The 22,058-nt window shown below is 69.5% G+C and carries 15 protein-coding genes and 2 pseudogenes; 9 read left to right on the top strand and 8 right to left on the bottom strand.

Annotation, left to right across the window (positions count from 1 at the left end; genetic code table 11):
* Positions 1-610: 610 nt before the first annotated feature.
* Positions 611-1,633 (bottom strand): NADP-dependent oxidoreductase, encoded by a 1,023-nt coding sequence (locus ACFWXC_RS37620; RefSeq protein WP_384485997.1) that lies wholly within the window; start codon positions 1,631-1,633, stop codon positions 611-613.
* A gap of 100 nt (positions 1,634-1,733) precedes the next feature.
* Between ACFWXC_RS37620 and ACFWXC_RS37615 the strand changes: the two genes are divergently transcribed.
* A complete protein-coding gene (locus ACFWXC_RS37615; protein WP_384485995.1) occupies positions 1,734-2,678 on the top strand; it encodes a LysR family transcriptional regulator in 945 nt (314 codons plus the stop codon).
* Between the two features lie 95 nt (positions 2,679-2,773).
* Here the strand turns inward: ACFWXC_RS37615 and ACFWXC_RS37610 are convergent, their stop codons facing one another.
* The 3 genes and pseudogenes from ACFWXC_RS37610 to ACFWXC_RS37600 form a co-directional block, all read right to left on the bottom strand.
* The gene (locus ACFWXC_RS37610) at positions 2,774-3,679 is read right to left on the bottom strand and encodes an oxidoreductase (RefSeq protein WP_384485993.1); all 906 of its coding nucleotides are present in this window, start codon (positions 3,677-3,679) and stop codon (positions 2,774-2,776) included.
* Positions 3,680-4,153: 474 nt separating this feature from the next.
* Positions 4,154-4,440: pseudogene (locus tag ACFWXC_RS37605) on the bottom strand (transposase); the annotation flags it as partial.
* 284 nt (positions 4,441-4,724) lie between these two features.
* Entirely contained in the window at positions 4,725-5,720 is a 996-nt protein-coding gene (locus ACFWXC_RS37600; protein ID WP_384485991.1) for an NADP-dependent oxidoreductase, read from the bottom strand.
* A gap of 108 nt (positions 5,721-5,828) precedes the next feature.
* On the opposite strand from ACFWXC_RS37600, the gene ACFWXC_RS37595 reads away from it, so the two are divergent.
* The 6 genes and pseudogenes from ACFWXC_RS37595 (at position 5,829) to ACFWXC_RS37570 (ending at position 9,815) form a co-directional block, all read left to right on the top strand.
* The gene (locus tag ACFWXC_RS37595) at positions 5,829-6,458 is read left to right on the top strand and encodes a TetR/AcrR family transcriptional regulator (RefSeq protein ID WP_384485989.1); all 630 of its coding nucleotides are present in this window, start codon (positions 5,829-5,831) and stop codon (positions 6,456-6,458) included.
* A 252-nt stretch (positions 6,459-6,710) separates the two neighbouring features.
* Positions 6,711-7,640 (top strand): ADP-ribosylglycohydrolase family protein, encoded by a 930-nt coding sequence (locus ACFWXC_RS37590; RefSeq protein WP_384485987.1) that lies wholly within the window; start codon positions 6,711-6,713, stop codon positions 7,638-7,640.
* A 57-nt stretch (positions 7,641-7,697) separates the two neighbouring features.
* Positions 7,698-7,970, top strand: coding sequence for a GNAT family N-acetyltransferase (locus tag ACFWXC_RS37585; RefSeq protein WP_384486129.1), 273 nt, complete (start codon positions 7,698-7,700; stop codon positions 7,968-7,970).
* A gap of 110 nt (positions 7,971-8,080) precedes the next feature.
* Positions 8,081-8,617 (top strand): VOC family protein, encoded by a 537-nt coding sequence (locus tag ACFWXC_RS37580; protein ID WP_384485985.1) that lies wholly within the window; start codon positions 8,081-8,083, stop codon positions 8,615-8,617.
* 64 nt (positions 8,618-8,681) lie between these two features.
* Positions 8,682-9,266 (top strand): annotated as a pseudogene (locus ACFWXC_RS37575) (transposase family protein); the annotation flags it as partial.
* Between the two features lie 66 nt (positions 9,267-9,332).
* A complete protein-coding gene (locus ACFWXC_RS37570) occupies positions 9,333-9,815 on the top strand; it encodes a GNAT family N-acetyltransferase (protein WP_384485983.1) in 483 nt (160 codons plus the stop codon).
* A gap of 74 nt (positions 9,816-9,889) precedes the next feature.
* Here the strand turns inward: ACFWXC_RS37570 and ACFWXC_RS37565 are convergent, their stop codons facing one another.
* Positions 9,890-11,065, bottom strand: a complete 1,176-nt coding sequence (locus tag ACFWXC_RS37565; RefSeq protein ID WP_384485981.1) for an acyltransferase — start codon at positions 11,063-11,065, stop codon at positions 9,890-9,892.
* 1,040 nt (positions 11,066-12,105) lie between these two features.
* On the opposite strand from ACFWXC_RS37565, the gene ACFWXC_RS37560 reads away from it, so the two are divergent.
* Complete coding sequence (locus ACFWXC_RS37560) at positions 12,106-12,651, top strand: hypothetical protein (RefSeq protein WP_384485979.1); 546 nt, start codon at positions 12,106-12,108, stop codon at positions 12,649-12,651.
* Between the two features lie 87 nt (positions 12,652-12,738).
* Positions 12,739-13,128, top strand: a complete 390-nt coding sequence (locus ACFWXC_RS37555; protein WP_384485977.1) for a nuclear transport factor 2 family protein — start codon at positions 12,739-12,741, stop codon at positions 13,126-13,128.
* A gap of 188 nt (positions 13,129-13,316) precedes the next feature.
* On the opposite strand, the gene ACFWXC_RS37550 is transcribed toward ACFWXC_RS37555, so the two are convergent.
* The 3 genes from ACFWXC_RS37550 to ACFWXC_RS37540 form a co-directional block, all read right to left on the bottom strand.
* Complete coding sequence (locus tag ACFWXC_RS37550) at positions 13,317-14,855, bottom strand: cytochrome P450 (RefSeq protein ID WP_384485975.1); 1,539 nt, start codon at positions 14,853-14,855, stop codon at positions 13,317-13,319.
* Positions 14,856-14,910: 55 nt separating this feature from the next.
* On the bottom strand, positions 14,911-16,302 hold the full coding sequence (locus tag ACFWXC_RS37545) for an MFS transporter (RefSeq protein ID WP_384485973.1): 1,392 nt from the start codon (positions 16,300-16,302) through the stop codon (positions 14,911-14,913).
* A partial coding sequence (locus ACFWXC_RS37540; protein ID WP_384485971.1) for an SDR family NAD(P)-dependent oxidoreductase occupies positions 16,299-22,058 on the bottom strand: 5,760 nt, incomplete at its 5' end. The genes ACFWXC_RS37540 and ACFWXC_RS37545, both read right to left, overlap by 4 nt.

Here is a 22,058-nt window from a genome sequence, read left to right as displayed (position 1 = left end):
TCGGCTCGCGAACCGCCACCGCACCCGGCAAGGAGGCAGGCCCCCAGGAAGAGCACGAGAATCAGACCGAGAAGGCGCTTCGCTTGCATGCTCAAGACGTTCCCCCGGAATGTGGCCGACGACAGATTCCCTGCTGGAACATGGCGCGCACGGGCTTCTCGATTCCTGACGCCAGCCCCGTGTTCACATCTTCGACGCGGAGCGGGGCCATCGGGTTCGCCAGGGCCGTTCCACCGCTGAAGAGCGGCCCTCCACTGGCCCGTGAACAGCGCAGTTGCTCGCCTCGATCAGGTGGTTGGGAGTGACGCCGCCGAGGACCACGAACAGCTGACCGAGTTCGGCCGCGATTTCCGACCGTCCCAGCAGGGCTCCACGACGTTCACACGAATCCTCACTTGATCAAGTCCTCAAGCGGGTGGGGAAGTTCGGTGAGCACCCGGGACGGAAGCATTCTCGACAGGCGCGCTGGACGATGGACCGTGATCATCCCGGTTTGGCGGCCTGCGCGGATCCCGAGGCTGCGTGACACGACCCCTGATGATCAAGGTGTCTGCCGGCGGGGCAGGAAGAGCGCGAGAGAGTGCGCCGCACCGCAATGCCGGCTTTAGTGTCAGTGCACGGACTGGCTTTGCGTGCGGTCTCGGACGATGATCTTGCCGGTGTTCTGGCCGTGCAGCATTCCCAGGAACGCGTCGACGATGTGCTCGAACCCGTCAACGACCGTCTCGTCCAGAGCGAGCCGGCCGCTCTGCAGATGCGGTATCGCGAACTCGTACAACTCGTCCTGCATGTCACGGTAGTTGCTGACCAAGAAGCCCTCCATACGGATGCTCTTTCCCACGATGTCCGCGTAGTTGAAGCGTGGCGGTGACGCGTCGGGGGTGTTGTACTGGCTGATCGTGCCGATGCGGACGATGCGTCCGAACTCGCGCAACGCTCCTACTGCCGCCGCCAGTTGCCGGCCGCCGACGTTGTCGACGAACACGTCGATGCCGTCCGGCGCGGCCTTGCCGAGCAGTTCGGCGGCGGGCCCCTCGTGGTAGTCGAAGGCGGCGTCATAGCCGACCTTCCGCGTGAGATGGCCGGCCTTCGCCGCCGAACCTGCACTGCCCACGAGCCGTTTGGCGCCGAGCAGCCGCGCGAACCGCCCGGTCGCGGTGCCGACCCCGCCCGCGGCGGCCGACACGAACAGGTCCTCGCCCTGCTGGAGCCGGGCGATCCGGGTCAGGCCCACATAGGCGGTCAGACCGGTGCCGCCGAGGATGCTCAGGTATGCGGTCAGGGGCACCCCGTCGAAGCGGGGCAGCCGCCGGATCTCCTCGGGCGTGACCACTGAGTGCGTGCGCCAGCCCCGCCGGTGGAACACGATCTCGCCTTCGGCCAGCCGAGGCGTGCGCGAGGCGACGACCCGCCCGATGGTGCGCCCCTCCAGCGGTGCGCCGAGCGCGAAGCCGCCGGGCACGTCGTCCATCATCTCGCGGTGGTAGGGGTCGACGGACCAGTAGAGGTTTTCCACGAGCGCGCTGCCGGCTGCGGGTTCGGGAAGCGTGGACTCGATGAAGGCGAAGTGCTCGGCGGTGGGGAAGCCGTGGGGGCGGGCGGTCTGGTGCACGGTGAGCGTGGTCTCGTTCATGACCGGACCGTAGGGCGGGAATGCGCCTGGTGGGCAGCCGGTTCGGCTCATGTGACACGCCGTTCCATGAGCACTTCTCATACGTTGAGGTGAGCGCCCCGTGGCCCGCACGACCGAATCCGATCTCGCCCCGCACGAACTGCGCGTCCTGGTGGCGACCGCGGACACCGGCGGCTTCTCGGCCGCGGCCGAGACACTCGGTCTGACGCAGTCCGCGGTCTCCCACTCGGTTCGCGGCAGCGAGCGCAAGATCGGTGCCGTCCTCTTCGAACGCGGCCGCACCGGCGCCCGCCCCACGCCTGCCGGGGAGAAGGCCGTCGCGCACGCCCGCCACATCCTGCGCCTGCTGGACGTCCTGACCGCTGAGGCACGCGGTGCGGCCCGGCCCGACGCGGCGGAAGGACCGCTACGGATCGCGGCCTTCCGCAGCGCGGCCCTGCACCTGCTGCCGCCCGTGCTCCAGCGGCTGCGCGCCCGGCATCCCACCATCGAGCCGCGGGTGCGGATCGTACGCGAGGTGGGGCGCGGCACCGTCGGCGAAGTGGCCGACGGGAAAGCCGACATAGGCATCGCCACGCTGGGCGGCTCCGCGCCGCTTCCACCGGGACTGGTCGCGAGCGCACTCTTCGAGGAGCCGTACGCCCTGGTGCACGCGCCCGGTCACGCCGTACCGCGCTCGCTGCCGCTGGTCGACTGGGCCGAAAACTGTGGCTCGTACACCCGCGACTGGTGGGCCGCACAGGACTGGATCCCGAAGGCCACCGTCGAGGCCGAGGACGACGGAGCGGTGCTCTCCTTGGTGAGCGCAGGTCATGGAATGGCGATCATGCCTGCGCTCTCCCTGGCCGGAGGACCGACCTCGATCCGCATCACTGATCTCGGCCCCAACCGCCCGACACGCCAGGTCGGCTATGTCACCACCTCCGAACTGGCCGGATCCGCCGTCGTACGCGCCTTGGTGAGGGAACTGCGGGCCACAGTCCCCCAGAGTGTGAGCCTGCTCAGCGGCGAGGTTGATCAGGTCGAGCGCGTGACCCGCAGGTGATCGCCAGCCGTAGACGGTGTCGGCCACACTCCTCGCCCCACTCGGTCCGGTTCTCGGCGAACTGGGGAAGTTCACCGGGCATCGCGAGCGGAGGCTCAGACGGTGCCCTCGTCCGGCTTGTCGAGGAGGGCCAATTCCTCTTCGGTCAGTTGCAAGGAGCCGGCGGCGATGTTCTCCGCGAGGTGTGCCGGGTTCGTGGTGCCGGGAATGGCCAGCACGTGCGGACCCCGGTGGAGGGTCCAGGCGAGCCGTACCTGGGCCGGCGTCGCATGGTGGGCGTCGGCGACGGAGCGCACGCGCGCGTCGTGCTCCTGGACCGCGGCTGCCTCGCGCCGCAGGCCGGAGACCGCGAAGAACGGGACGAAGGCGATGCCCTGCTGCCCGCACAGGTCCACCAGCCCGCTCTCGTCAGCGCGGCGCCAGTCCAGGCCGTAGGAGTTCTGCACACAGACCACGGGCGCGATCGTCCGGGCCTCGGCCACGTGCTCGGGCAGGACAGCGGAGAGCCCGAGGTGCCGGACCAGGCCGGCCTCGCGCAGCTCGGCGAGGGCGCCGAAGTGCTCGGCGATCGAGGCCGTGCGGGGGCCTCCGGCGCGCAGGTTCACCACGTCCAGATGGTCCCGGCCGAGCTGGCGCAGGTTCTCCTCGACCTGGCCGCGCAGCTGGTCGGGGCGGGCCCGGTAGAGCCACTCCCCGGAGGGATCGCGCGCCGGGCCCACTTTGGTCACCACGACCACGTCGCCGTGCCAGGACGAGAGGGCGCGGTTGATGAGCTCGTTGGCGGACCGCAGCGGCGAGAAGTAGAAGGCGGCCGTGTCGACATGGTTCACCCCCTGCTCGAAGGCGCTGTGCAGCAGGCCGACGGCGACATCGCGGTCGATCGGCGTGCCGTCGGAGTTCCCCATCATCCCGTTGCCCGTCAGCCGCATCGCGCCGTAGCCGACGCGATTCACCTCCAGGTCCCCGAGCTTCCAGGTCCCTGCTGCCGCCGCTGCGCTCACCGTGCTCCTTCACCCGTCGGTTCTCGTCAGGTCCTGGAGTATGGAGTCGTCACGGTGCGCTGCGACAGGCCAATGAGCTGGGCGAAACGTCACATCCGTATCCGGAACCAACCGTCGCCGCAAAGCCGTTGGACCTGACAAGAGAACGTCGGTCGACGAAGCTCAGACCTTGTGCCGCTGTCCTGCCGAGGCGGCAGACGAAGGCGGCCGCGTTCAGCGCGACCGGGCAAGGCGATCACCACCACCCCGCCGGTCGGACGGAGCTCAGACGAGCGAGACGGAACGCGACCTGCCTGAGCTGTGGGTGAGGCGGAGCGGTTCGGAGTCGTTCCAACCGGTGCCGGGGTACAACCTGACGAGTTCACCCGCCCATCCCTATCGGCCCTTTACGTCATATGCGCCGGACGTGGACAGAACGGAGTACCCACGCCGGCGCGGGATGGCCCGGCGGCCGGTGTCCGACGCCCACCCTTAGGGCAGGAACAGCCGCCACTCCAGCGGGCAGGAGGCGTCGTCGGTCGCGGCGCGGACGCTGACCGAGACCTGGCAGTTCGCCCGTTTGCCCAACGCCCCGCAGTACTGCGGGTCCGCGACGACCGACCCACGGCCTGGAGGACTTACGGCGGCAGTCCAGCATGGGCCCACGCAGGTGGCAGTCGCTCTTGGCCCGCTGGTCCTTCCGCGACACCGAGGCGAACACATCCGCCACGGGCGTATGACGCCAACGTCGCCCGCACACGGCTCACTTCATGGGCGTCCACCCAGCCAACCAATCGACGGGCTTTCTCTCGTGCCTGGCAGCGCAGGAGTTCCTGGATCCGCTGGTCGAGCCCGTTCTGGCGCCACAACGTGAAGTACTAGAACGCCGCCGACCAGGGGGCCAGATCATGAATCAAACAGCGCCACTGACAGCCCGTCCGGTTCTGGCAGACGAGCGCGAACACGCTCGACACGCCATCGACTAACCCGACACCAGCCGCACAAGACGTGTCCAGGATCCGAGGCAAAGACCCTCCCTCCCGTTCCGTCCGCCGCCTGGGACCGGTTAGAGCCGAACGACGACCTTTCCCTTGGCGCGACCCTGTTCGACGTGGGCGAGTGCATCGGGGATCTGCTGGAACGGGAGAACACGGTCGATCACCGGCTTGAGGTGACCCTCGTCGGTCAGGTGAGCCAGCAAGTCGAGGTCGTCGCCGCTGGGGTGCATGAGCATCAGCTGGTAGCTGGTCCCCTTGCGCCGGGCCAGACGACGGATCTTGGTGCTGAGCGCCCAGGCGCCGGCCGCCCACAGCGAGCCGAGGCCGACGTCCTCGCGGACCATCTTCGGCTCGGGAACGCCCGCGATGGAGACCGTCTTGGCCCCCGGCTTGAGGACATCGAAGCACTCCCTCAGATCCTGGCCGCCCACCAGGTCGAACGCGCCATCGTAGTCGCGCAGGACTTCCCTGAACTTCTGCGCCTGATAGTCGATGACCGTCTCGGCACCGAGCGAGCGCACCAGCTTCTCGCCCCGGGGCGACGCGGTTGTAGCCACCGTCACCCCCATCCAGACGGCGAGTTGGATGGCGAGCGTACCGACACCGCCCGCGCCGCCGGTGATGAACAGTCGATCGCCTGCGGTGACCGCCAACTTGTCGCGCAGGCCTTGCAGCGCGGTCAGCCCGGCCAGCGGCAACGCGGCCGCCTCGTCGAAGTCCAGCGACTCGGGCATCCTCCCCACCATGTCCTCTGCGACGACGGCGTATTCGGCGAAGGCGCCCATCTTGTGATGATCCACCCTCGAGAACACCCGATCCCCGACCGCGAACCGCGTGACCCCGGTGCCGACTGCCTCCACCACTCCGGCCAGCTCGTTTCCCGCCACCACCGGCAGGTCATATCGGTAGAACAGCCGCGCCGCCCCGTCACGGATCTTGTAATCCACCGGGTTCAGCCCTGCGGCACGCACGCGGATAAGCACCTCACCGTCGCCCGCCTCCGGCTTGGGAACCTCCCGCAGCTCCATCGGGCGCTTGTAGCGCGTCAATACGTAGCCTTGCATCGCACTTCCACCTCTGTCAGGTCCACACCGGACGGCGTGGTACGCAAACGTACCAGTGTCACGGTACGCCGGTGTACCATTTGCTGCAAGGACCGAGCCGAGGGAGGCATGATCGCGGTGACGACCACGGGAGACCAGAGCCGCGTGCGGCGAACTGCGCCCACCGACGATGATCCGAGCGGGTTCCGCCGGCGACTGCTCGACGCCATGACCGCCTCGATCGTCGAGGTCGGTTACCGGGAAACCACGGTCGCCGACATCGTCCGCCACGCGCGCACCTCACGCCGGACCTTCTACGAGCACTTCGCGAGCAAGGAGGAGTGCTTCGTCGCGCTGCTCGCCGCCGTGAACGACGAGATGCTCCGGCGGATCCCGGCCGCGGTCGACCCGAACTCGCCGTGGCAGGACCAGGTGCGCCAGGCGATCGAGGCCTGGATCGACTTTGCCGAGTCCCAGCCCGCCATCGCGTTGAGCTGGATCCGCGAAGTGCCCTCGCTCAGCGTGCCGACCTGTCGACAGGACATGACACAAGCCTTCGTCGGCATGATCCAGACACTCTGCGACACCGGGCCGATGCGCGCCGCCGGCATCGGCCCGGTCCCGCGTGAACTCGCGCTCATGCTGCTCGGCGGGCTGCGCGAACTGGCGGCCACCACGGTCGAGGACGGCGGGCGGATCAGCGATGTCTCGGAAACGGCGGTTCGCGCATCGATCGCGCTGCTCGGTTCGCGCTCCTGACGAGGCGCCCAAACAGAATTAGCGCCCTCTCGGAACTCCTATCGGAATGAAAACAAGCGCTGCCAGCAGGAGAGTGCGCGTCCAAGAGGAAGGAACGCTTCGTCGGTGTCGTCGAGCGTCTGTTCGTGGATTTGTCGAGAGCCATTTCGTGGATTTGCCGATGGCGGAACCGGTGGATTCCAGCTCCACGCGCCAGCCTTGTGACCTGCCCGGTACAACAGCGGGCGATCAGGGACTGCCAGGTCCGCTCCGATGATCAATCTTCCCGCGGCTGCGCTGGATTCGTTGCAGGGGCTCGCCTTCGGTGACGCCTTCGGTGACCGCTGGTTCGGCATCCTGCGCCGGGACGGTTCGGCAGCCTTGGAGGCGCGGACGCTGCCCCCGGAGCCGCTGTGGCGGTGGAGTGATGACACCGCCCAGGCGCTTGTTCTCGTCCGCGAACTCGCCGAGGGGAGCGGCATCGTGGACCAGGACCGCCTCGCCCTACGCCTCGCCGAGGCCTACGCCGAGGACACGCATCGCGGCTACGGAGCCTCGATGCATGACGTGCTCCGTCGGATCGGCGCGGGCGAGCCCTGGCGGGAGGTGGTCGCCGGACAGTTCGGCGGCCAGGGCTCCTGGGGCAACGGCGCGGCCATGCGCGCCGCCCCGCTCGGCGCCTGGCACGCCGCCGACCTCGACGTCGTCGCCGAGCAGGCCGCCTGCCAGAGCGCGGTTTCACACCACCACCCGGAGGCGATCGCGGCGGCGGTGGCGGTCGCCCTTGCCGCAGCGTTGGCAACACGCAGCCGGGGCGGGCCCGCCCCGGCACGCCCGGACTTCCTTCAGGCAGTCGCCGAACGACTCCCCGACAGCGACGTCCGGTCTGGAGTGCGGATCGCGGCCCGGATGCCGGAGCACACCTCGGTCCGGCACGCCGCGGAGGTTCTGGGCTCCGGATACAGGATGTCCGGGCCTGACACCGTCCCCTACGCCCTGTGGTGCGCGGCAGGGCGTCTCGACGACCTGCACGAGGGCCTGTGGTTCACGGTCGCCGGGCGCGGTGACATCGACACCACCTGCGCTATCGCGGGCGGGGTGATCGCCGCTCGCACAGGCGTCGCCGCCCTCCCCCTTGCCTGGCACGCAGCTCGTGAACCGCTGCCACCACTCGTGTCGGAGCAAGAATCTCAACCGGGATGAGTTCAAGGCGTCTCCAGCAGATCAGTGCGCTTCCGAGAGTGAAGAGAAGCCTTCCTCATCCTCGGCTGCGCGCGGGTTGACGACACCTGGGCAGCCAAGTCCGTCGATTGCGAGGCGATCGTCGAAACCCTGGCTTTGGTGCTGTTGCCGCTGCCGTCCGAGGTGAGGGGCCGCGTCGAGGAGGTGGTTGTCGACACTGCGGCGAGGGGCCAGGGAGTCACAGCGGTCTTGACCCAGGAGGCCTTGCGGATCACTCGGGGAGCCGGCGCCCGGACGGTGGACCTCACTTCTCAGCCAGATCGTGCAGCAGCGAACCGGCCGGCTCTATAAGCGTTTTCCAACACTGGTGGCGACTCAAGCTCCCTGCTGTCTAGGACAGGAGCTGACCTAACTCACGCCTACATTCGCTGCTTGCCACCAACATCAGCGAAAGGACCGCGATGCTCGAGCAGACCAACGTCGCGCCGGAGGGCTACACGACCGTTGCGCCCTGGGTCGTCACCGACGACACGGGGGCTTTCCTCGACTTCGTCACCGAGGCCTTCGGGGGCGAGGAACTCGGGCGGGTTCCGACCGAGGACGGCTTGATCGGTCACGGTGAGATCCGAGTCGGCGACACCGTTGTGCTGGCCTTCGACCGGCACGCGGACTGGCCCACCATGCCGAGCCTGCTGCGCGTATTCGTCGCCGACGCGGACGAAGCGTTCTCACAAGCCGTCGCAGCCGGCGGCCAGGTTGTCACCGCTTTGGCGGATGACGCCTTCGGCCGACGCGGAGGGCGAATCAAGGATCCCTTCGGCAACATCTGGTGGATGGTCAGCTGCGTTGAGGACGTCTCTGAGGACGACATGTGGAAGCGGCTGCAGGACCCCGCGTACGCCGAGGCCATGCGCGTGGCTCAGGAGACTCTCGACGCCGAGCTCAGCGGTCGGCACTGCGGGCGCAGCAGTGCACCCGTCAGGACGACGAGCCCATGAGGTCGGGGTTCGCATGCGCCAAGCTGGTAGCCGAGGGGCGTTTTCATCCTGCTTCGGCACCTGGTTCGGCGTGGGAACTACTACTGCCTACCGCTACGTCACCGAGGCGGTTGAGGTCCTGGCCGCCCTCGCCCTGACACTCGCCAAGGCAGTCCGGACGGCGTCGGTGAAGGCGTTCGTCCTGCTGGACGGGACGTTGCTGCCGATCGACCGGATCGCCGCCGACCGGCCCTTCTACTCGGGCAAGCACAAGAGACACGGGATGAACGTGCAGGTGATCGCAGATCCGGCCGGCCGCCTGGCCGTGGGTCCCTCCAGCCCTGCCCGGGGCCGTCCATGACGTCCGTGCGGCCCGCGCGCACGGCATCGTCGACGCGCTTGCCGAGGCCAGCGTCAACTGCTGGACCGACAAGGGTTACCAGGGTGCCGGAGGCACGTCCGTGTTCCCTACCGCGGCCGGTGGGAGACACTTCCGGCAGGGCAGTGGGCCGTCAATTGATCTGACGCCAAGATCCGAGCGCTCGTCGAGCAAGCCGTCGCCCCCCTCAAGTCCTGCCTCAAGCACTGGCGACTTCTCCGCAAGATCTGTTGCTTGGCCACCCGCATCACGGACCTCGTTCAGGCCGTCGACCCAGGCCGCATCAACTAACCCTTGCCGGGCCGGCGCCCCGAAACTGACTGGTGCTGTTGCAAGTAACTGATCGAGGATGGCTGCATGATCGCGCAACAGGTGATCCTGCGGAAGATGACTCCGGCGGAGTATGGTGCCGCGACTGAGCACCGCGAGGCTGAGTCGGTGCGTGTACTCAGCAAGGTCCTGCCGGAAGAAGTCGCGCGAGAGCGGGTCCAGCACGGTACGGCCAGGTTCCTGCCCGATGGGCTCGACACGCCCGGTCACCATCTCCTGATGGCGGAGAACGAAGCCGGCGAGGCAGTGGGGAACGCATGGGTCGGCCCGGATCCCAACCAGGCTTCGGGTAGCGCGAGCTCCGCGTGGTTGTACGACATCAATGTCTTCAGGCCATTCAGGCGTCTCGGGTACGGATCCGCCATCCTTGCGGCCGCTGAGGAACTCATCGCCAGCGAGGGCAAGACGGCGTTGGGCCTGAATGTCGTCGGGGACAACGAGGCGGCAATTGCCCTGTACCGCCGTAATGGATACGAAGTGGCCTCGATGTCTCTGCGCAAGAGAATCTAGAGGCACCGTATGACCTGTCGTGCCCGAGGCCGGGCATCGCCTGTCCGGAGGTCCTGCGGGGGTTCCGCGGCACCCTAGACACGGGGGGCCGGCGCCGACGGCTCGGGACGCCGTTGGTGCACCACGCGGCCCGCTCCGCCGCGGTGCTGCCGCCGTCGTCCGTGCTCGTAGGTGTGGAACGCGGCCCAGCACAGCATCAGGGCGAGGGCGAACACGGGCAGCCACGCCAGCCTGGCCCAGACCCAGCCGAGGCTGTCGGGCACGGTGTGCAGGCCGGGGAGGGGGTCGCCGGCGAGCAGTCCGAGGGTCGTGACGGTCATCATCGCCGTCTGGTGCCACAGGAATATGGTCATCGCGGAGAGGTTCGCCAGCGCCACTACGGCCCAGACGGCGGGCCGCGCGAGCACCCGCCGTATCGGGCCGAGCAGCACCAGGGCGGCACCGCACTGGGCCAGCCCGAAGGCCACCGCCGCGAGGGTGGGCGGGTCCAGGTTGGAGACCCGCTCGCCGGGCACGCCGACCATCGACGCCGGGTAGCCGCCCCACAGGATCAGTCCCGCGGTGGCGGCGGTGCCGCCGAGCAGCAGCGCCCAGCCCGTCACACGGCTCTTGAGCCGGCCCCGGGCCCAGGCGGCGCCGAGGCAGTACGGGACCAGCCAGCCGGCGGCGACGTTCGCCGCGTTGATCCAACCGGGGCCGTGCAGGGCGAACCGGTTCACGTCGACGGCCAGTACGATCGCGAGCGGCCACACCGGGTGCACCTTCGCCACCAGCGGAGTCGCGGCCGTCAGGCCCGCGAAGACGACCAGGAACCACAAGGGCGACAGCACCCGCTTGCACAGGGTGTACACGGTCACCCCGTCCACACCGACGGCGAGCATCACCAGCACAGCCAGCGTCCACACGGCCAGCAGCACGGCGGCCGGCCGGAACAGCCGCATCATGCGGACGCCGAGCCACTGCCTGTATGTAGTGCCCCTGGCCCGGGCGGCGGTGTAGCCCTGCGCGCCCACTTGACCGCCCACCAGGAAGAACACGGCGAGCGTCTGGAACACCCAGGAGACGGGCGTGAACCCGGGCATGTGGTGGAGCGGGCTGTCGCCGTGCACCACGCCGCTGTCCACGACCAGCGCGGTCACCATCCAGTGGCCGAGGACCACCCCCAGAATGGCCATGGCCCGTAACGCGTCGACGGCCCGGTCCCGGTCCGCAGGAGTGGCGGAATCGATCCGCCTGATCAGTTCACGCATGACGTGTCCCCCGTCGGCTGTGTGCACAAGTCGTCGCCCGCGACGAAGCGGGCGATGTTCCTCAGCGACAGCGACCCCCCGCTGCAGATGGTCGCTGTGGCCCCGGTCTCGCCGGAGTTCGGCACCAAGGTGTTTCCGGCCGGCCACGTACGGCAGCTCGGGCACCGGTTACGGCAACGCCGCCGCGCTGCACACCGAGGCCGCTGTCTGGGCGGGCCGCAGCGGCGGCGACTGGGGCGCGGACGTACCGAACATCCAGCTCTAACTGCCCTTTGTCCCCGTCGGGTTCGGAACGGAACTCACGAAAGAGCGCAGTCCGGGCACGGCGCCCTCGGCTCGATTCGGCGTGGTCGCCGCGAGGCTCACGGGGGCCGGGGTCCGGTAGCCGTGGTCGTCTGCCACCCGCGCGGCGGCCTCCGCGTCGGCGCGGGTCGCCGTGTACCACTCGGCCAGCACCGCGTCTGTCGCGGCGCGCGGCAGTCCCTGCACCGTCGGGGCGGGCGCCGGTGCGTCCGCCGGCCGGCAGCGCCCGAGATCGGAACGGCGACCGAGGCGACCGAGGCTCTTACGAGCACCGCGAGCAGGGCGCGGCGCGGACGGCTCGGACGGCTCGGACGGCTCGGACGGAGGCGGGACGCCATGACTGAGGGGGTTCCTTCCATGCCGGAGGTCTGAAGTACTTCCGCCATGGAAACTACGCATCCCACCCCATAGTCGGCGTCCCTCCTCAGAGCGAGCCATCCGGGTAGCTCTCAAGTACTACGGGTGGTACGGGGCGGATTGGCAGGCTCCGGTCGTCAACTTCCCCTGCACGCGGAGGTGTTCAGAGACGGCTGGTCCAGCACTTCACCGAACGTGGCGAGCGTGACGGCGGAGCCGCAGCACGACGCCATCGCCCTGGGCAGCGACACCTCGCGCTGCATCGGGGGCCACCCGATGGCGGGCACGGACACGGACACGGAGAACCTCAAACGACCTTGGAGTTGGTGCGCTGTGCGGCGCCGGGGAGCGGGCGGTGAGCTCGGCGGGTCCGGGGTGGGGTGCGCGACCTCACCCGGATCGCGACGGCCGGCCTACTCGATGAGGTGGGGGCCGATCTGGAGCGGATGGTCGCGGGACTGCGGTCCATCGCCACGACGGACGAGGCCAAGCGGCGCTGTGGTGCGGAGAGCGTGGAGAGCATGCTGCGGGCCGGGCAGCAGGGGAGCAGGCGGTTCTCCGGCAAGCACGGGGTGCGGCCCGAGCAGTTCGAGGCGGGGACCGTCGTGGTCGGGGACCAGCCGGGAGAACTGGCGCGACTGTTCAGGGACGCTGACCAGGCCGGCGTCACCATCGAGGTCCTGCGAGCGGGGGCGCAGGGCGCCGCCGCAGGCGCTCGTTGCCGTTACCTCGCGGACGGCCGGCGAACGACCGCCGCGGGGTGCGGGTGCATGCGATACCGGGCGAAGGCCCGCGCGGACCGTGTTCTCGTACTCGCCGAAGAAGCCGGGCTTCTTCCGTGCGGCCGGGTGGAACGTGCGGTGCGAGAAGCGTTGTCGCTGAACATGTGCATGGCTGCTGGCAGCTTTAGGACGACTCTCGGGTGACGGCCAGGGGGCGGGGATAGCGTGAGGCGCGTCCACTCGGGTGGGCGCGTCATCCGCACTCGTTGCTGTCCAGCAGGAGGTCCGACTGTGCATCCGTTCCGCGCCGCCCTCGAAACCACAGACATGGACGCAGCCGTGGCGCTGCTCGCCGACGACGTGGTGTTCCGCAGCCCTGTCGTGTTCAAGGCCTTCGAGGGCCGTGAAGCCGTCGCCCCGATCCTGCGCGCGGTGGGGCAGGTGCTCGAAGACGTCGTCTTCGTGCGTGACATCGTCTCCGAGGACGGCGTCGACCACTCTCTCCTCTTCCACGCGCACGTCGGCGACAAGAAGATCGAGGGAAGCAACTTCTTCCACGTCGACGAGTCCGGCGCGGTCAGTGAACTCGTGGTGATGGTCCGCCCGTTCACCGCGACCCTGGCGTTGCGTGAGGCGATGATCGCGCAGTTCGCGGCAGCCGGGATCAACATCCCGGCCTGACCGGGTCCCGGCCCGGCCGCTCCCGTCGAGGGCCCGGGCCGTGGCCGAGAGCCGTGGCCGTGGCCGAGAGCCTTGGTCGTGGCCGAGAGCCTTGGTCGTGGCCGAGAGCCTTGGTCGTGACATGACGTGAAAAGACAGCGGGCCGCGGGGATGGTGAGGCATCCCCGCGGCCCTTTCGCCGTCCGGACTCAGCCGGCGCTCAGGCTCGCCTCCCGCACCCGGGGCCGTAGTTCCAGCATCGCCCCCCGCTCCGGCAGCGCGGAGACGCTGCGGCTTCGGGTCCCCTCCGGACGCGGATCCCGGCGGTGCAGTTCGCACTGCGACAGCACCTCGCGGAGTACGGCCTTCATCTCCAGAAGCGCGATCTTGTCTCCGAGGCAGCGGATCCGCCCGCCTCCGAACGGGATCCAGGTGTAGACACCGGGCTTGGTCCCCAGGAACCGCTCGGGGCGAAACGCCTGCGGCTCCGGGTAGAGGGACGGATCGCGGTTCATCAGGTACGCGCTCGCCCACAGGAGCATCCCGGGCTCGAAGCGCACACCGCCGATCTCGATCGGCTTCATGACCGTACGGGGGATGATCTGCGGAATCGACGGCTTCATCCGCAGCACCTCGTGGACCGTCGCCGTCAGGTACTCGTCGCCCTCGCCGGCGTCGATCTCGGCGACCAGCTTCTCCAGCGCCGCCGGCTCCCGGCTCAGGAACTCGAACGACCAGGCGATGGCAGCGGCCGTCGTCTCGGTGCCGGCAAGGAAGATGGTCATCATCTCGTCGCGCAGTTCCCGGTGCGTCAGCGGCGAGCCGTCCTCATGGGTGATGCCGAGCATCACCGCGAGCATGTCGTCGCCGGGATCGCCCGAGGCGCGGCGCTCGTCGACGGCCTCGGCGATCAGTGCGTCCGCTCGCTCCCGGAGCGTGAGGAAGTCGTGGAAGCCCAGCGGCCGTATGGCCCTGAGCACCTTGACCGCCGCGGGCGGCATCTTGTGGATCATCATGGCCGAGCCGATACGGTTGTTGAACCGCATCATCCCGATCAGCACCTCGATCAGCTCGTCCCACTGCCGCGGCACCTTGGACCCGAAGATCACCTCACGGATCACATGCAGGGTGAAGCGATGGATGTGCGGGTGCAGCGGCATGTCGCGGCCGCGCGGCCACAACGCCACCTCTCGTACGGCCATCTCGTCGATCGAGGTCCCGACGCGCTGGAGCGCCTTGCCGTGGAAGCTCGGCATGAGGAGCTTGCGCCGGACCTTGTGCTCGTCCTCGTCCAGCCAGGCGAGACCCGACTGGCCGGTGAATTTCTCGATGGTGGAGGAGCCGGTGCCGGTGTGCAGGACATCGGCGGGCGCCAGAAACATCTGCTTGATGTCCTCGGGGTCCGAGAGCACGTACAGCGGTTTGGGCGGCACGCGGATGCGCAGCGCGAACCGGCCGCCGTACTGGTCCTGGCAGCGCTCCACGTAATCGGCCGGGCGCTTCCAGTACTTGATGATCTGCAACGGCGCGGGGATCCGCGGCCCCGGCAGCGCGGTGGCCGGCATGGCGGCCCGCTGGTGCGGGGCGGCCGGCTCGGCCGGACGCTCGGCGCCGGAAGCCTCGGAGGCTCCGGTAGCCCCGGAGGTTGCGGAGGCCGCGGCGAGCGCGGTGTGGTCGACCGGGCAGCCCTCCGCCTCGGGCTGACCGGCCTGGCCCGAACTCGACTTGGACACATCCATCTCTGTCATCCTTTTCTCGAACACCATATGGTCGGTTCAGGCCGCGGACGTTCCTCGGGCCCTCTCATTCGCGTGCCTCAGCGAGCGTGTACGCCGCCACCGGGCGCCGTTCGGCGCCGATCGCCAGCAACGTGACTCCGCCCGCGAGCCCGCACGCCGCCATGAACAGCCACGTGGTGTGGAAGGCGGAGACGTCCGGCCGGGCACCGAGCACGGCCGCGACGGCGGCGACACCCAGCGCGAGCCCGACCTGACGGCACATCGAGAGCATCGCGGTGCCGGTGGCGAAGCGTTCGGGCGGCAGCGGCAGCGTGGCCGCCCCGGACAGACTCGGCAGCACCAGACCGGAGCCGATCCCCGCGATGATGCCCGCCGGGAGGAAGTCGGCGACGTAGTCCGGGGTGCCGCCGGTCGCCACCCCCCACCAGACGCCGCCGACCGCGAACAGCACACTGCCGGCCAGGCCGACGACACGCGCCCCGTACCGGGTCGTGAGCAGGCCACCGGGAACGGCGAAGACGGCGGCCATCACCGGACCGGGTGTGATCTCCAGGCCGGCCCGCAGCACCGAATGGTGCCAGACCTCCGTCAGGAACAGCGTCGACCCGAGGATCATCGCTCCGAACCCGGCGAAGAACAGCAGCGTCGCGAGGTCGGCGAAGGCCACGGCCCGCAGCCGCAGGATGGCCGGCTCGATGACGGGCGTGGGATGCCGGAAGGCACGCCGCAGGCTGTACCAGGCACCCAGCAGGCCCAGAGCGAACAGGCCCAGCACCCGGGCCCCGCCCCACCCCCAGTCCTCGCCCTGCACGATCGCCGCGACGACCGCCGCGATGGTCCCGGCGAGCACCAGAGCGCCGAGCGCGTCGGGAACCTGACGCGACTCCTCCCGAATCTCCTGCAGCATCCACCAGCCGAGGAACACCGTGGCGACGCCGATGGGGAGGTTGACGAGGAACACCCAGCGCCAGTCGGCCTCCACGAGCAGCCCGCCGATGGGCGGGCCCGCCGCCGCGGCCGCGCCGCCCATCGCCGACCACAGCCCGATCGCCGCACCGCGCCGCTCCGGTGGGAAGAGCGGCAGCATCAGACCGAGCGAACTCGGCAGCATCATGGCGCCGCCGATCGCCTGCAGAACCCGCGCGGCGACCAGCAGCCCCAGCGAGGGCGCGGCCGCGCAGGCGGCCGACGCCACCGTGAACACCACGAGGCCGCTCAGATACGCCTTCTTGCGTCCGGAGCGGTCGGCCCAGCGGCCGGCCGGCATGAGCAGGGCCGCGAAGGTGATCGCGTACGCGCTGAGCACCCACGACAGATCGCTCAGGGTCGCCGACGGGAACGAGCGGCCCAGGTCCGGGAACGCGATGTTCACGATGAACAGATCCAGCGACGACACGAAGACGCCGGTGAGGACCACGGCGATCTGCAGTCCTCGCCGGGGCGCGGTCGAACTCATGCGTCAAGCCACCTCTCAGTTGCGTCCGCGGTCGCGGATGCCGCGGACTCGATCAGCTCGAAATGGTCGGCGGCGATCACCACTTGGTCGTCGCCCACCTCCCAAGCGGGCCAGCCGTCGGCCGCGCCGACATCTCCCTCGCGGCTCGCTTCTCGTTCGCGGCTCGCGTCCCCTTGACGGCTCGCGTCCCCTTGACGGCTCGCGTCCCCTTGACGGCTCGCGTCCCCTTCACGGCTCGCATCTTCTTCGCCGCTTACATCCGCTCCGCCGCTTACGTCTGCTCCGCCGCGCGCGTCTGCTCCGCCGCTCTCACTCCGCCGGCCGAGCGGTTCGCCCGCGCGGATCAGGAGGGAGCGGGCGGTGATCCGGGCTGCGTCGTGCTCGGCGAGGAGGCGCATGTAGGTGCCCATGGCGAGCCAGTTGGCGTCGTCGATGGCGATGGCCTCGTGATCGCGCTCAAGGATTTCCGTCATCACCAGGGAGAAGACCCGGTTGGTCTCCTCCTCGCCCTCGGGCGTGGGTGTGTCGATCATGACCACGCCCGCAGGCGTCACGCCCTCGTTCTCGAACCGGGCGGCGAGGGAGTGCGCGATGACACCGCCGATCGAGTACCCGACCAGGACGAACGGGTCGTTGCCGACGGTCCGCCGGATCGCGTCCGCGAGGACCTCGATCGCGGCGTTCCAGGACCCCGGCGCGGCTTCGTCGCCGCGGAATCCCGGCAGCGAACAGACGTATACGTCCCGTTCCCCGTCGAAGTGGTCGGCGAACCGCATGAACTGGTGCGGACCGGAACCGACCACGAAGGACGGCACACAGACGAGCTTCGGCAGCCCTCTGCCACCACTGGCCTGGGCGAGTTGTACGACGTACCCGTCGCTGCCGCCGAGTTCGGCGGCCGACGCGAAGGACGGCCGGAACCTGGACGCCTCGGTCAGCAGCGGTACCGCCGCGACGATCGAACCCGCGGCGTGGGCGTGGCGCAACAGCGCACTGAGCGTTCCGCCGGCCACGGGATCGACGGGTGCGGCCACCGCGGACTTCTGGTGCGCCGCGCCACGGGCCGGTGCCTCGCCGACCTCCGTCAGCAGGAACCGTGCGACGGCGGCGGGCGACGGATGGTCGAAGACGAGCGTGGACGGGAGCCGTACACCGGTTGCCTGGGTAAGCCGGTTCCGCAGGTCCACGGCGGCGAGCGAGTCGAAGCCCAGCTCCTTGAAGGCGCGTTCGGGTTCGATCGCCTCGGGTGTGGCATGGCCGAGTACGGCCGCCACCTGACCGCGCACGAGATCGACCGCGACCCGCTCCCAGCCCGTCCGCGGGACGTCGGCCAGCCGCTGCGCGAGCGAACCACCGGCCGTCCCGTCCGTACGTCGTGCCGGCACACGGACCAGGCCGCGCAGAAGTGGCGGCAGCAGGCCCGATCGGGCCTGCGCGCGCAGGGCAGCGAGGTCCAACTGCACCGGCACGAGCAGGGCCGCGTCGCGCCGCCGGGCTTCGTCGAACAGCTCCAGGCCGAGGGCGGTCGGCAGCGCGCCGACCCCCATCCGCTCCAACCGCGCCAGCTCCGCCTCGTCCAGCTCCCCGGTCATCCCCGTCGCGTCCGCCCACAGACCCCAGGCCAGCGAGGTCGCCGGCAGGCCGGCAGCACGACGCTGCGCGGCCAGCGCGTCGAGCACGGCATTGGCCGCCGCGTAGTTGCCCTGGCCAGGGCTGCCGATCAGAGCGGCGACGGAGGAGAACAGCACGAACGCCGACAGGTCCATGTCCGCAGTCAGCTCATGCAGGTGCAGGGCCGCGTCCACCTTGGGCCGCATGACGCGTTCGAGCTGCGCGGGGGTGAGGGAGGTGATCACACCGTCGTCCAGGACACCGGCCGCATGAACCACAGCCGTGAGCGGATGGGCGAGGGAGCCGATCAAGGCAGCCAACTGGCCGCGGTCGGACACGTCACAGGCCACGGCACGGGCCTCGCAACCCAACCCCGCCAGGTGGTGTACGAGCTCGGTGGCTCCGGGGGCGTCCGGGCCGCGCCGGCTCACCAGCAGCAGCCGCCTGGCGCCGTGGTGTTCGGCCAGATGCCGGGCGAAGACCGCGCCCAGTCCGCCGGTGCCTCCGGTGATCAGGACCGTGCCGCCGGGGTCCAGTACCGGGGCCTCGACCAGGGCCGAGGACGCCCGGGACAGCCTCGGCGCCAGGAACCTGCCCTGACGGACAGCGAGTTGAGGCTCGTCGAGAGCAGCCAGCGCGCTCCAGTCGGGCACGTCACCGTCACCGTCGAGGTCGACCAGTGTGATCCGGCCCGGATGCTCCGACTGCGCACTACGCACCAAACCCCACACCGGCGCCAGCACCAGATCAGGAACCTCATCACCGACGGCGATCGCGTTCCTCGTCACCACCACCAGCCGCGCATCAGCCAACCGGTCACTCGCCAGCCACCGCTGCAGCAGCCCCAGCATCCCTGTGGCCACGGTCAACGGAGTACCCGCCGCCCCTTCCACCTCGGCCAGCACCAGATCCGGCACCGGGGCACCATCGACCAACGCCCCCTCCAGCACGTCCAGATCGGCGTGCCCCGCCTCACCCAACACCGCGATCTTTACGGGAGTCGCGGGCGGTGTGGGGAGGGTGGTCCAGTCCACCGTGAACAACGAACTGTTCCCCGGCCTCTGGACACTCGCGAGCTGCGCCTGGTCGACAGGGCGGAAGGCCAGCTTCCCTACGCTCGCAACCGGCTCGCCCTGCTCGTCGGCGATGTCGATCCGCAGCGCTGATTCGCCCGCGGATCCGATCCGCACCCGTACCCGCGAGGCACCGCCGTTCCCGAGCCGAATGCCGGACCAGGAGAAGGGCAGCCCTGCCGAGAACCCCTCCTCCCCATTGTCGAGCCAGTCGAGTCCGCCGTGGAGTGAGGCGTCGAAGAGTGCCGGGTGGATACCGAAGCCCCGGGCGGACTCGGCGTGTTCCTCGGGAAGCGCGACCTCGGCGTAGATGTGCTTACCATCGCGCCAGGCCGCCCGCAGCCCCTGGAACACCGGCCCGTAGTCGTATCCGGCGTCCGCCAGACGCGCGTACAACGCCTCGGCAGCAACCGGCTCGGCACCCGGCGGCGGCCACTCCACCGGCAGCACCGAGGCCAACGGCTGCGTCTCCGGCACGAGCATGCCCCGCGCGTGACACACCGCCTCGGACCGCTCGCCCTCACCCCGCTTCTCCGGGCGGGAGTAGAGCGCGACCGCACGGCGGCCGTCCTCATCGGGCTCGCCAACAGTGACCTGCAACTGCACCGCCGCGCTGTCCTCAAAGATCAGCGGCGCCTCCATGACGATCTCTTCGAGCACTGGGCTGCCTGCGTGCTGCCCGGCCGCGACGGCCAGTTCGACCAGCGCGGTGCCAGGCACGATCACCATGCCGAGCACGACGTGGTCCTGCACCCAGGGCGCACTGTCCTGCGACATGCGCCCGGTGAACAGCCACTCGTCCCGCTCCCCCACCTGGACAGCGGCAGCGAGCAGTGGGTGGTCGAGCCTGCCAAGTCCGGCAGCAGCCGCGTCACCGACTCCGGCGCCGGGGGTCAACCAGTACCGCTCGCGTTGGAAGGCGTAGGTCGGCAGGGGGACGCGCCGGGCGCCCGTGCCCGCGTAGAACGCCGACCAATCCACCGGCACACCGGCTGTGTGCGCCTGCGCGAGAAACGCGGCGAGCGTCTCCCCCTCCGGCTTACGGGCGCGCAATGCGGTCGCGAACAGCGCCGTGGTGTCCTCATCCAGCGACTGACGCGCCAACGCCGTCAGCACGCCATCCGGACCGAGTTCCAGGAACCGGGTCACACCCTCGGCCTGGAGGGTACGAACCCCGTCCGTGAACCGCACGGCCTGCCGGACGTGATCCACCCAGTAGCCGGGGTCGGCCAGCTCCGCCGACACCAGAGCACCGGTTACGTTCGACACCACCGGGATCCGGGGAGCGCTGAACGTCAGTCCCTCGGCTATGGCACGGAACTCTGCCAGCATCGGCTCCATCCGATGCGAGTGGAAGGCGTGACTCACCCGCAGCCGGCTCGTCTTACGGCCCTGCCACCGCGGCAACCACTCATCGAGCGCGTCCAGATCCCCGGAGACCACGACCGAGCGGGGACCGTTGACGGCCGCGATCCCCAGCCGGTCCTCGAACCCGGCCAGCTCCCCGGCCACCTCCTCCTCCGTCGCCTGCACCGCAGCCATCCCACCACCGGCAGGCAACGCACCCATCAACCGGCCACGCGCCACCACCAGGGCACAGGCATCCGCCAGCGACAGCACTCCCGCCACATGGGCAGCCACCAGCTCACCCACCGAATGCCCGATCAGATAATCCGGACGCACCCCGAGAGACTCCACCAACCTGAACAGCGCCACCTCGACCGCGAACAACGCCGCCTGCGTGAACTCCGTCGCATTCAACAACTTCGCATCCGCAGAGCCGTCCTCGGCGGCCAGCAGACCCCGCAGCGAACGACCCAACCGCGGATCCAGCTCCGCACACACTTCATCCAACGCCCGCGCGAACTCCGGATAGACGCCGGCGAGTTCCACACCCATCCGGGCCCGCTGCGCCCCCTGCCCCGTGAACAAGAACGCCGTACGCCCCGCACCCACACGCCCTTCCAGCACCCCGGCCGCGATTTCACCGCCGGCCAGAGCGGCAAGTCCAGCCAGCAACCCGTCCCGGTCGGACGCCACTACCGCGGCGCGCCGATCCAGTTGCGCCCGGGTCATCGCCGTCGAGAAAGCAACATCGAGGAGACCGAGGTCGCGGTGGTCCTGGAGGTGGGTGTGCAGCCGTTCGGCCTGCTCCCGCAGCGCCATTTCACCCTTGGCCGACAGCAGCACCGCAGCCGGCCGGCCTAGCACGCTCACTTCCGCGGCCGACTCCGCAGGACCTTCTGGAGCCTCTTCCAGAATGAGGTGGGCGTTCGTGCCGCTGACTCCGAAGGAGGACACTCCAGCACGTCGCGGCCGCTCACCCGCAGGCCACTCCTCCGCCTCCGTCAGCAGCTTGACCTGGCCGGCCTCCCAGTCAACATGCGGCGACGGCGCATCAACGTTCAACGTGGCAGGCAACTTCTCGTGCCGCATCGCCATGACCATCTTGATCACACCGGCGACACCAGCCGCCGCCGACGTATGCCCGATGTTCGACTTGATGGACCCCAACCGCAGCGGATCGTTCTCAGCCCGCTCCTGCCCATACGTCGCCAACAACGCCTGAGCCTCGATCGGGTCACCCAGCTTCGTGCCCGTGCCATGACCCTCCACCGCATCGACATCGGCAGGGCTCAACCCGGCGTTGGCGAGCGCCTGCCGAATCACCCGCTCCTGCGAAGGACCGTTCGGCGCCGTCAGACCATTACTCGCACCGTCCTGATTCACCGCACTGCCCCGGACAACACCAAGAATCCGATGACCGTTGCGACGCGCATCCGACAACCGCTCCAGGACGACAAGTCCGAGGCCGTCGGAGAATCCGGTACCGTCCGCTCCGGCCGCGTACGACTTACAGCGTCCGTCGGGCGACAGCCCACGCTGCCGACTGAACTCCATCAGCAGGAACGGACCTGCCATCACCGTCACGCCGCCCACCAGCGCAAGCGAGCATTCGCCCGAGCGGAGTGCCTGGGACGCCATGTGCATGGCCACCAGCGACGACGAACACGCGGTATCCACCGACACCGCCGGACCCTCAAGCCCCAGACTGTAAGCAACCCGACCCGA

The organism is Streptomyces sp. NPDC058683 (genome assembly GCF_042716195.1).
GTDB lineage: Bacteria > Actinomycetota > Actinomycetes > Streptomycetales > Streptomycetaceae > Streptomyces.
This window is presented reverse-complemented; position numbering and strand designations above follow the sequence as displayed.